This is a genomic window from Pseudomonas sp. TWI923 (assembly GCF_039673365.1).
In the GTDB taxonomy this organism is placed as follows: domain Bacteria; phylum Pseudomonadota; class Gammaproteobacteria; order Pseudomonadales; family Pseudomonadaceae; genus Aquipseudomonas; species Aquipseudomonas sichuanensis.
The window spans coordinates 26,216-36,638 of record NZ_JBDJLM010000052.1 but is presented as its reverse complement, the minus strand read 5'-3'; the positions used below and the strand labels follow the sequence as shown (position 1 = coordinate 36,638).

Here is a 10,423-nt window from a genome sequence, read left to right as displayed (position 1 = left end):
CTCAAGCGCCTCCACAGCTACAACGGCTATGAAACGCCAGTAGCCATGGAGGAAAAGCTCAAGGCAGCGGTATGAACCTTAATCGGTGTCCAAAATTACTTGACCAGTTCAGGTCCTTTCCTCATCCGTTTTTGTGGGGCCGGCATCGCCTACGCCGCCCGGCCTGACTTTTGCTCGACGACTATTCGCACACAATCTACTGGCCAGCCGGCTCGAAGCGCTCGCCACGAAACACCCGACGTGGATTGCCACGCTCGATGCGGTGATGGAACAACCGCCGCTCCGCGCGCAGTTCGCTGTCGACCTGCTCTGCCTGTTGCGCCAGGCGTTGACCGATGAGCAGCAGCGCCAAACGTTTGTTGGCGTGCTGGCTACGCTCGCTCTGTACCTTGACGCTGACGCCGCTGGCCAGGTGCGTGGCGCGCACTGCCGAGTCGGTGGTGTTGACATGCTGACCACCCGGCCCGGACGAACGCAAGGTCTCGAAGTGGATCTCGCTCGCCAATTCCGGTGCCGGTGGCGCAAACCGTGCGCCCCCAAAGAACCAGTTCTTGCGCGCATGCCCCGGCCGGTACGGACTGCTGCACGTCCATTGCAGCGAGCCCGTCCAGTGATCCGCCAGGCGCTCGGCCTGCTCGCCATCCAGTGCCAGCAACACCGAGCGCAAGGTACCGCGCCGCGGCCCCGGCTGTTCTTCGAGTATCCGTACCGCCACGGCCTGGGCATCCGCTTCGGCCTGCAGCCTGAGCAATGCCTTGGCCACTGCCAGGGCACATTCTTCCGGCCCCTGAGCCGCCGAGAGTTGCAGTAGGATCATCAGCAGCACCCTCCGCGCGTCTTGTAGGTGAGCACCGGTTTCAGTCGTGCCAGCACGCGAACCAACCCCGCTTCACGCAAGGCACCCACCACCGAGTCGATAGCCTTGTAGGCCTCCGGCGCTTCCTCGTAGATCAGCGCCCGGTCGGCGCAGATCACGCGGCTGCCTAGTGCCGTACGACTCAGTTGCTCGACGCTGTAGCGCGAGGCGAGGCGGTCCTTGCACTCGCTGCGCATCCATTTGCGCCCGGCGCCATGGGCCAGGGACAACAAGCTACGCTCGTCGGCGATCGGCTGTACCAGGTAGCTGTAGTCGCCGCGCGAACCAGGGATCACCACCGCCCCCTGATCCGACGGTGTGGCGCCTTTGCGATGCAGCCAACCATCGAGCCCGTCGACCTGCGCTGGCGACACCAGGTTGTGGTTGATGTCGAGCAGTACATCGCCATCGGCACGCAAGCGGTCGAGCATGCGCCGGGCAATCAACTGACGGTTGGCTTCGGCAAAACGCAGCGCGCCGTCGTGCCGGCCCAGGTAATGAGTGCTGGCCTCGCTGCCCGCCTCCAGTCCGTGATGACCGAACAGGTCGACCTGCTCACGCAAGATCGCCTCGCCCAAACCACGCGAGCCGCTGTGCACCAGCAACAGCAGGTGTTTGCGCTCGATGCCCAAGGCTGCCAGGGCCGCATCGTCGTAGTTTTCATCGAGTTGCTGCAGCTCGGCGAAGTGATTACCACCACCAATGGTGCCTAGAGAACGCTCGTGCCCCGTGGCAGGCAAACCGAAGCTGGCGACGGCCTCCTGCCACGTCTCGTCGAGCGGCAGGTCGAGGTTGCCAAGGCGTTTCTCCAGCTTATCCAGATGCAGCTTGGCGGTCGGGATGTCCGTGCGCCACAGCGCCATGCCACAGCCGATGTCATTGCCGACCAGCGCCGGGTACAAACGCCCCACGGAAAAGAATGCCGCGCCGACCGGATAGCCACGCCCCGGATGCAGGTCCGGCATGCCGGCCACCCGATGCATGCCCCCTAGGCGAGCGGTGGTTTCGAGTTGTTGGATCGCTTTTCCTTCGATCCAGGTGTCGTCCGCGGCGACCAATACGGCGCCGTCGGACAAATTGCGAATGCAAGTGCCCATAGTCCAATCCTGATGGGTTGAAACAAAAAGATGTTCGGATTGGCAGGCCAGAGGCCGGGCGTTGCGGTACCGCTAACGAGTAGCGGCGAATGCGATCAAGCCAGGCGCGACCTGCAAAGGGTGATCAACTGTTGCATGATTTACCTCCTTTGCTGTCGGGTGAGAGAAGGCGGGCATCTTAGGTGTGTAATTGCCACCTTGCAATAACCTTGATCACATGTTTACCAGGTGAACAACGTCATGGCCGAAAAACCTGACCGCTCCGCGCTACAAAAAACAATACACTGGCGGTATCGTGCCCAGCTTCCACCCATTTCGCCAAATTACGCTAAACACCAGTAACCACGCTACTTCGAGCTAACTATGCCTACGCTAAGCTACGCACGGTTTCACTGGGTTTGCAGCATCTCCAGGCAACTCATAATCCTTTGGTCCACGGTTCGAGTCTGTGTGGGCCCACCAGAAATACAAAAGCCGCGCTGATGCGCGGCTTTTGTATTTCTGTAGCCTGGTCGCTCACTGCGGGCCGGCCAACACCTCGCCACCTTTACGGCTGATGCGAATCCGCCCATAGCGTGCCGGGGGCAGTGGCTCCATTGCCGCCAAGCAGGCCGCCGGGTCATTGAGCGGCAAGCGCTGCAACGCCTGCACGTCACGCTCCCACCAACGGCTGGCGAGCAGGCGCTCGATCATCTCTGGCGGATAGCGGTAGCGGACCACCTTGGCAGGCACACCCGCCACCACGGCATAGGGCGGCACGTCCCGGGTGACCACGGCACGGGTGGCGATGATCGCCCCGGTACCGACCTTGACCCCTTCCATCACCATCGCGCTGTGCCCGATCCACACATCGTGGCCAATGCTGGCCATGTCCACGCGCGCGGTGTATTCAAGGGGCGTGCCGGTGTACTGGAACGGGTGGGTACTTAGCCAATCGACCGGATGGGTGTTCTTTTCCTGGCCGATCACGGCACCGCTGCCGATCGAACAGAAGCGACCAATCGACTCGACCAGTTGCAGAAGGCAATCGCTGCGGATGTAGGTGTGGGCGCCGATCGACAGCTCGCGGCAGTCGAGTATCACATCGCCGAGGCGGACCTCCTGCTCAAGGTCGAGTACGGCGCGCTTGCCGAACTTCGACACCCCCAGGCTGACCTTGCCCCCCTGGCGACGAATCCAGCGTTTCCAGTACCAGTCCCTGAGACTCATCTGCAACTCCGCCTGCAATGGTGGCCGCCCGATCCTTGCCGGGGGCGTGAGGCCGCAATATTAGCGGCTTGCGCTACAAAAGCCAGCGCTTGCCCTGCACCGTGGCGGCTGGCTAGGCTAGCGCGTCCCTTGCAGAGATTCGCCATGCCTGACTCACGCCCCATCGCCCTCGACGAAATCGACCGCCAGCTGATCGCCCTGTTGCAGATCAATGCCCGCGAAAGCGTCGCCACCCTCGCCCGGCAGCTCGGCATCGCCCGCACTACGGTGAACTCGCGCCTGGCACGGCTGGAGAAGAGCAAGGTGATCACCGGCTATGGCGTACGGCTTGGCCAGCGCCTGATCGGTGGCGGGCTGCAAGCCTATGTGGGGATCAAGGTGCAGCCGCGCGCGGGCAAGGAGGTGGTGCGGCGGCTGTCGGCCATGGGCCAGGTGCAGCAGCTGTGTGCGGTCAGTGGCGAGTTTGATTATGTGGCCTGGCTGCATAGCGATTCGCCGGAGCAGCTGGACCAGTTGCTCGACCAGATCGGTAGCCTCGACGGGGTCGAGAAGACCACCACGTCGATCATTCTCAGCAGCAAGGTGGACCGCGGGCAGCCGGGCTGACTGCCCCACGGTCGGCCGTCAGGCCTCCATCGCGTCAAGCAGGCCATCCACCAATGCCCGGATGGTTTCAGCCGAATGCACGACCGACCAGATCATCGCTCGATTCGCCTCGGGCGCGTGATGCAGGGCGTAGTCGTCGGTGATTTCCTGGATCGCGGACGCCAACATGCTGGTGTGCACAAGCGCGTCGGCGGCATCGACGCCGGGGCGGACGGTGAAGATGGGCGGGTGACTGGACTGGCAGGTGCAGAACGAACGTTCGGTGGTTGGGTTCAGTTTCAGGGGTGGGTCGGGGACAATTTTCTTCATGGGTACAGCCTCCATAACCGGTCAGAGAAAAGACCGCCACGCAGCCTTCTCACGGGAATGGGTGGCAGCCATGCACGGGGTGAGAACCGGCAACTTGGAGGCTGAATCCGGCCAGGCAAAGCCTGCCCGCGCACAGCTGCCATGACAGCATGCCTCCAAGTAAAGATTGCTGGGTTCTCACGCCCAGTCACCGAATGTGCGGCGACCGCAAGAAATTAGCCGTGAAGAGTTACCCGTGCAGCCAGACCAGAGCGACAAGGCAAGTAGGATAATTCCCTATCTCTAGATGGTCTGTAGGAATGGTTGGATAGCCCATCGCCGCAGATGCCGAACAGACGGGGTGCCCAAGGCTACAGCCCTTTATCTGCGACATATCCAGCAATTCTCTCCCCCTCCCTCTTCTCCCCTCCCCATTTAGGCTGACAGCAGTCCGCACTATTGACGCTTTGGCGACCACACCACAAACTATACGCAGGATACGTACAAAAGCATGGATGCGCTATTTGTCGAATTACCCGCCTTCGAGCGCTATCGCCCTCAACTTCTGGACGATGAGGATTTCCGCTTGCTGCAGCGATTGCTCCTGATGCACCCACATGCCGGCGATGTCATCAAGGGCACGGGAGGCCTGAGGAAGGTGCGCTTCGCGGACACTCAACGGCACAAGGGCAAACGCGGTGGCACGCGGATCATCTACTACTGGTGGTCTACCGGGCAGCAGTTCTGGCTGTTCACGCTGTACGGCAAGGACGTCCAGGATGACCTGACAGCCCAGCAACGCCAAGCGCTCAAGCACCTGCTGGAACGCGAATACCTGATGAGGACAACCAATGCCACGCAACATCTTCACTGAACTCACCGAAGGCTTCGACGCCCTCGCCGGCGAACGGGCCGGCAAGCTCACCCTGCGCTCGCACAAGGTCGAATTCGAACAGTTGGCACCGCTGGTACCCAACGAACTGATCGAACTGCGCCAGCGCCTGAACATGTCACGCGCGGTGTTCGCCGCCTACCTGCGTACCAACGCGCGCACATTGGAGAACTGGGAACAAGGCCGCTCCCAACCCAACGCCCAGGCCATCGCCTTGATCCGCCTGGTGCAGAAATACCCCGAGACAGTCGAGCATCTGGCCTCTTTGAGCTGATTCGTCGATATGAGATGCCATAGCAACATATCGACGAAACAAACTACATAACGACGCCACTCTGCATCTTATTTACGAACACCGCACTTCATAAAATGGCCACCAGTCATTCTCTATACTCAGGCTCCGCCCCCTGCGCAGCCTCTCTGGCAAGGTCATTACATGAACAAGAACAACCGCCACCCCGCCGACGGCAAGAAACCCATCACCATCTTCGGCCCGGACTTCCCCTTCGGCTTCGATGACTGGCTGGAACACCCGGCCGGCCTGGGCAGCATCCCGGCGGCGCGGCATGGCGAGGAAGTGGCGATTGTGGGGGGTGGCATTGCCGGGCTGGTGGCGGCCTACGAACTGATGAAACTAGGCCTCAAGCCGGTGGTGTACGAGGCGTCGAAGCTGGGCGGACGCCTGCGTTCGCAAGCCTTCAATGGCACTGATGGCATCGTTGCCGAGCTCGGCGGCATGCGCTTCCCGGTGTCGTCCACGGCGTTCTATCACTACGTCGACAAGCTGGGCCTGGAAACCAAACCCTTCCCCAACCCGCTCACCCCTGCCTCGGGCAGCACAGTGATCGACCTCGAAGGCCAGACCTACTACGCCGAAAACAAGGCCGACCTGCCGCAGCTGTTCCACGAAGTGGCCGATGCCTGGGCCGACGCCCTGGAAAGCGGCGCACAATTCAGCGATATCCAGCAGGCCATCCGCGACCGCGATGTGCCACGCCTGAAAGACCTGTGGAACAAGCTGGTGCCGCTGTGGGATGACCGCACCTTCTATGACTTCGTCGCCACCTCGCGCTCGTTCGCCAAGCTGAGCTTCCAGCACCGCGAAGTGTTTGGCCAGGTAGGCTTCGGTACCGGCGGCTGGGACTCCGACTTCCCCAACTCGATGCTGGAAATCTTCCGGGTGGTCATGACCAACTGCGACGATCATCAGCACCTGGTCGTCGGCGGCGTCGAGCAGGTACCGCAGGGTATCTGGCGCCATGTGCCGGAGCGTTGCGCCCATTGGCCGGCCGGCACCAGCCTGCGTTCGCTGCACGGCGGCGCACCGCGCACCGGGGTCAAGCGCATCGCCCGGGCCTCCGATGGCCTGCTGGCCGTTACCGACAACTATGGTGACGTACGCCACTATGCGGCGGTGCTCACCACCTGCCAGAGCTGGCTGCTGACCACCCAGATCGACTGCGAGGAGGCGCTGTTCTCGCAAAAGATGTGGATGGCCCTGGACCGCACCCGCTACATGCAGTCGTCGAAGACCTTCGTGATGGTCGACCGGCCATTCTGGAAAGACAAAGACCCAGAGACCGGCCGCGACCTGATGAGCATGACCCTGACCGACCGCCTGACCCGCGGCACCTATCTGTTCGACAACGGTGACGACAAGCCAGGGGTGATCTGCCTGTCCTACGCTTGGATGAGCGATGCCTTGAAGATGCTGCCGCACCCGACCGAGAAGCGCGTGCAGCTGGCCCTCGACGCATTGAAGAAGATCTACCCCAAGACCGACATCGCCGGGCACATCATCGGCGACCCGATCACCATTTCCTGGGAGGCCGACCCACACTTCCTCGGCGCCTTCAAGGGCGCGCTGCCGGGCCACTATCGCTACAACCAGCGCATGTACGCGCACTTCATGCAACAGGACATGCCCGCCGAGCAGCGCGGGATCTTCATCGCCGGTGACGACGTGTCGTGGACCCCGGCCTGGGTGGAAGGCGCGGTGCAGACTTCGCTGAACGCGGTGTGGGGTATCATGAACCACTTCGGTGGCCAGACCCACCCGGACAACCCAGGCCCGGGCGATGTGTTCCATGAAATCGGACCGATCGCCCTGGCCGACTGAGCGAAGGAGTAGCGTGATGCGCATCGCCCTGTTCCAGGGCACGCCCGGCCCCCTGGACGTGCCCGGCAACCTCGAACGCCTGCAGCACCAGGCCCAGCTGGCTGCCCAACAAGGCGCCCAACTGCTGGTGTGCCCGGAGATGTTCCTGAGTGGCTACAACATTGGCCTGGACCAGGTGGAACGCCTGGCCGAGGCCGACGATGGCCCTTCGGCGATGGCCGTGGTGGAAATCGCCCAGGCCCAGCGCATCGCCATCGTCTACGGCTACCCCGAGCGGGCCGACGACGGCGCGATCTACAACAGCGTTCAGTTGATCGACGCCCATGGCCGCAGCCTGTGCAACTACCGCAAGACCCACCTGTTCGGCGAGCTTGACCGTTCGATGTTCAGCCCAGGCGCCAATCACTTCCCGGTGGTCGAGCTGGACGGCTGGAAGGTCGGCCTGCTGATCTGCTACGACATCGAGTTCCCGGAGAACGCCCGGCGCCTGGCACTGGCCGGCGCCGAGCTGATCCTGGTGCCGACCGCCAACATGGTGCCCTACGACTTCGTCTGCCAGGTGACCGTGCGCTCGCGGGCGCAGGAGAACCAGTGCTACCTGGTCTACGCCAACTACTGTGGCAGCGAAGGCGAGATCCAGTATTGCGGGCAGAGCAGCATCGTCGGGCCGGACGGCAGCCTGCTGGCGATGGCCGGACGTGACGAGAGCCTGCTGCTGGCGGAACTGGAGCACGAGCGAGTGGTGAAAGGGCGAGAGGCGTTCCCGTACTTGGCGGATCTGCGCCGCGACCTGCACTGACAGGGGCGCAAACAGCGCGCACCTTGTGGGAGCGGCTTTAGCCGCGAAGCAGACGACGCAGTGGATGGCACCGGCTTTGCCGGTGTTCGCGGCTAAAGCCGCTCCCACAGGTCCCCCTAAATCAGCAAGTTATGTGCAGTTCTATGAGAGCCTGCTTGGCGGCGAATGGGCCAGGACAGACAACATCGCCTCGGCGCGCTAGCATGGCGCCATGCCCGACACTACCCGTCACCTGAACCTGCCCAACGGCCTGCACCTGACCCTGCGCCACGCCCCGCGCCTCAAGCGCGCCGCAGCAGCCTTGCGGGTGCACGCCGGCAGCCATGATGCGCCAGCGAAGTGGCCGGGCCTGGCCCATTTCCTTGAACACCTGTTCTTCCTCGGCACTGCCCGCTTCCCGTTGCAAGACGGCCTGATGCGCTACGTGCAGGGCCTGGGCGGCCAGGTGAACGCCAGCACCCGTGAGCGCACCACCGATTTTTTCTTCGAGGTGCCGCCCGTTGCACTGGCCGGTGGCTTGGAGCGCCTGTGCCAGATGCTCGTCGAACCGGACCTCGGCCTGGAACGCCAGCGTCGTGAACGCGAGGTCATCCACGCCGAGTTCATCGCCTGGTCGCGCAACCCCGAGGCCCAACGCCAGTTCAGCCTGCTGCAGTCGGTGTCGCCACGCCATCCACTCAGCGGCTTCCATGCGGGCAACCGGCACAGCCTGGCGCTGCACGCTCGCGGCTTCCAGCAGGCACTGAGCGCTTTTAACCAGCGTTTCTACCAGGGCGGCCAGATCACCTTGAGCCTGGCCGGGCCACAGCCACTGGACGAGCTGGAGCAATTGGGCGAACAGTTCGGTGCGCTGTTCCCGGCCGGTGTGCGGGAACAACGGGATACCCCTGCGGCCCTGCTCGACGGGCAACTACGGCCCCTCGCGGCCAGCGGCTCACGCCATGACCTGCTGTTCGCCCATGAAGGCCTGCCCGCGGCGGCAGAACAGGCACTGGACCTGCTACTGACCCTGCTCAACGACAGCCGACCGGGCGGCTGGCTGGCCGAACTGCGCCAACGCGGCTGGCTGCAGGGCTGCACGACGCAAGTGCTTTATGCCCACGCCGGGCAGATGCTCTGGCATATCCAGCTGCTGCTGCCCGCCACTGCCTCACTGAGCACGGCACAGTCGATGCTGCACGGCTGGCTGGGCTTCATCCGCAGGCAGCCGACTGCCCAGTTGAACGATGCCTACGCCCAGTTGCAGCATTGCCGCGAGCAAAGCTGCAGCGCGCTCGAACTGGCGCGCCGCGACAGCAGTGGCCAGCCCTTTGAGAAGCTCGATGCGCAGGGCCTCGCTGCCTTCGCCACATTGCTGGACAGCTTGCCTCACGCAGACCGCGGCCGCTGGCAGTTGCCACCCGCAGAGCCGCTGCTGGACAGCACAATGCCAGCCCGCAGCGCCCCACTACCCACGGCCCTGACCCTCGACGACAAACTGCCGCCCAACCGCCAGTTCGCCAGCCTCTACTTGCGTTGGCATATCCCGTCACCGCTGCGCCAACGCTTCCAGGCAATCATCGAACGCGCCCTGCAACCGCTGCAGGAGCGCGCCGAGCGTGTTGCCCTGCAGTTGCGTTTCAGTGCCAGCGGTGAGTACTGGCAACTACAGGCAGCCGGCCAGCCGATGGCGGTGATCAGAGGTATCGAAGAGGCCCTCGCGCTCATGCAAAGCCCCGCCGCCGAGCACTGGACTGCCCCTGCTGCCGTGGAACCGGGGCTGATCCCTATACGTGCCCTGCTCAAGGCACTACCGGATGCGCTGATGGCCGGTGAGGAACAACCGCAGCCATCCTGCATCCTCACCCCGCCCTGGCTCGACTCACTGTGGCAGCAAGCCCGCTGGCAGGGCCTGGCAGTGGGCTTCGCGGCATCCCAGCACAACCCCCTGGGGGCTGCTTTGCAGGGGATCATGGGCCAACCCGGCACACCCAGGGCGAAGGTGGCGATCACTGGCCGGCAGTGGCGGCAGGTACACACGTCTGGCAGCGAGCCGGCACTGCTGCTGTTCTGCCCGTTACCGACTGAGCTGCAGGCGGCCGGCCGCCTGCTCGCACACTTGCTGCAAGGCCCGGTGTACCAACGCCTGCGGGTCGAGCTGCAGCTGGGATATGCCGTGTTCAGCGCCTTTCGTCAGGTCGAAGGAGTTGGCGGGCTGCTGTTCGGCGTGCAATCACCCCACGCCAGTCATGAGCAGATCCTCGGGCACCTGCTCCAGTTGCTGGAGGGTGGTGTTAGCCTCGACAGCAACGCCCGCCAGCAGCTTGCCGGGCAGTTCGAAGAAAGCGCCATGGGCAACGCCGAAGTCGCGGAATGGGCGTGGCAGGCACATCTGGCGACACAAAATTCGGATCTTTCCCACATGAGCAGGTCTATTCTCACTGTCGGGCAAGCGCATCTGGACGACCTCCTGCGCCGGTTGCTCGACGCCGAGCACGGTTGGCTATGCCTCGCCAACGCTGCGGCACCAAACACGAGCTGGCACTGACGCGCAGCCGATTGTTACCCATCATGCAAT

10 protein-coding genes are annotated in these 10,423 nt (G+C 63.4%); 6 read left to right on the top strand and 4 right to left on the bottom strand.

Features of this window, described 5'->3' with window-relative positions; translation table 11 throughout:
* Window positions 1-196 precede the first annotated feature (196 nt).
* The 3 genes from prfH to ABE459_RS18485 form a co-directional block, all read right to left on the bottom strand.
* Window positions 197-817: a peptide chain release factor H gene (prfH, locus tag ABE459_RS18495; protein ID WP_323830182.1), complete on the bottom strand. Its 621-nt coding sequence runs from the start codon at window positions 815-817 to the stop codon at window positions 197-199.
* The gene (locus ABE459_RS18490) at window positions 817-1,953 is read right to left on the bottom strand and encodes an RNA ligase RtcB family protein (protein WP_011531823.1); all 1,137 of its coding nucleotides are present in this window, start codon (window positions 1,951-1,953) and stop codon (window positions 817-819) included. The genes prfH and ABE459_RS18490 overlap by 1 nt, the downstream gene beginning before the upstream one ends.
* A gap of 516 nt (window positions 1,954-2,469) precedes the next feature.
* A complete protein-coding gene (locus ABE459_RS18485; RefSeq protein ID WP_323830181.1) occupies window positions 2,470-3,162 on the bottom strand; it encodes a CatB-related O-acetyltransferase in 693 nt (230 codons plus the stop codon).
* A 144-nt stretch (window positions 3,163-3,306) separates the two neighbouring features.
* Here ABE459_RS18485 and ABE459_RS18480 point away from each other — a divergent pair, with 144 nt between their 5' ends.
* Window positions 3,307-3,768 carry an Lrp/AsnC family transcriptional regulator gene (locus ABE459_RS18480; protein ID WP_110994299.1) on the top strand — a complete coding sequence of 154 codons (462 nt, stop codon included), beginning with the start codon at window positions 3,307-3,309 and terminating at the stop codon, window positions 3,766-3,768.
* A gap of 18 nt (window positions 3,769-3,786) precedes the next feature.
* On the opposite strand, the gene ABE459_RS18475 is transcribed toward ABE459_RS18480, so the two are convergent.
* Complete coding sequence (locus tag ABE459_RS18475) at window positions 3,787-4,077, bottom strand: DUF3077 domain-containing protein (RefSeq protein WP_323830180.1); 291 nt, start codon at window positions 4,075-4,077, stop codon at window positions 3,787-3,789.
* 490 nt (window positions 4,078-4,567) lie between these two features.
* Here ABE459_RS18475 and ABE459_RS18470 point away from each other — a divergent pair, with 490 nt between their 5' ends.
* The 5 genes from ABE459_RS18470 to pqqF all read left to right on the top strand — a co-directional run bounded on the left by ABE459_RS18470 (window position 4,568) and on the right by pqqF (window position 10,393).
* Window positions 4,568-4,930, top strand: a complete 363-nt coding sequence (locus tag ABE459_RS18470) for a toxin (protein WP_323830179.1) — start codon at window positions 4,568-4,570, stop codon at window positions 4,928-4,930.
* Complete coding sequence (locus ABE459_RS18465) at window positions 4,908-5,222, top strand: transcriptional regulator (RefSeq protein ID WP_110994302.1); 315 nt, start codon at window positions 4,908-4,910, stop codon at window positions 5,220-5,222. Before ABE459_RS18470 ends, ABE459_RS18465 begins: the two co-directional genes overlap by 23 nt.
* A 162-nt stretch (window positions 5,223-5,384) precedes the next feature.
* The gene (locus ABE459_RS18460; RefSeq protein WP_110994303.1) at window positions 5,385-7,067 is read left to right on the top strand and encodes an NAD(P)/FAD-dependent oxidoreductase; all 1,683 of its coding nucleotides are present in this window, start codon (window positions 5,385-5,387) and stop codon (window positions 7,065-7,067) included.
* Between the two features lie 16 nt (window positions 7,068-7,083).
* Window positions 7,084-7,866 (top strand): carbon-nitrogen hydrolase family protein, encoded by a 783-nt coding sequence (locus ABE459_RS18455; protein ID WP_323830178.1) that lies wholly within the window; start codon window positions 7,084-7,086, stop codon window positions 7,864-7,866.
* Window positions 7,867-8,077: 211 nt separating this feature from the next.
* Window positions 8,078-10,393: a pyrroloquinoline quinone biosynthesis protein PqqF gene (pqqF, locus tag ABE459_RS18450; protein WP_323830177.1), complete on the top strand. Its 2,316-nt coding sequence runs from the start codon at window positions 8,078-8,080 to the stop codon at window positions 10,391-10,393.
* Window positions 10,394-10,423: the final 30 nt, after the last annotated feature.

Coding starts and splice junctions, on each gene's coding strand:
- prfH (WP_323830182.1), bottom strand. CDS start 817: ATGATCCTACTGCAACTCTCGGCGGCTCAGGGGCCGGAAGAATGTGCC.
- ABE459_RS18490 (WP_011531823.1), bottom strand. CDS start 1,953: ATGGGCACTTGCATTCGCAATTTGTCCGACGGCGCCGTATTGGTCGCC.
- ABE459_RS18485 (WP_323830181.1), bottom strand. CDS start 3,162: ATGAGTCTCAGGGACTGGTACTGGAAACGCTGGATTCGTCGCCAGGGG.
- ABE459_RS18480 (WP_110994299.1), top strand. CDS start 3,307: ATGCCTGACTCACGCCCCATCGCCCTCGACGAAATCGACCGCCAGCTG.
- ABE459_RS18475 (WP_323830180.1), bottom strand. CDS start 4,077: ATGAAGAAAATTGTCCCCGACCCACCCCTGAAACTGAACCCAACCACC.
- ABE459_RS18470 (WP_323830179.1), top strand. CDS start 4,568: ATGGATGCGCTATTTGTCGAATTACCCGCCTTCGAGCGCTATCGCCCT.
- ABE459_RS18465 (WP_110994302.1), top strand. CDS start 4,908: ATGCCACGCAACATCTTCACTGAACTCACCGAAGGCTTCGACGCCCTC.
- ABE459_RS18460 (WP_110994303.1), top strand. CDS start 5,385: ATGAACAAGAACAACCGCCACCCCGCCGACGGCAAGAAACCCATCACC.
- ABE459_RS18455 (WP_323830178.1), top strand. CDS start 7,084: ATGCGCATCGCCCTGTTCCAGGGCACGCCCGGCCCCCTGGACGTGCCC.
- pqqF (WP_323830177.1), top strand. CDS start 8,078: ATGCCCGACACTACCCGTCACCTGAACCTGCCCAACGGCCTGCACCTG.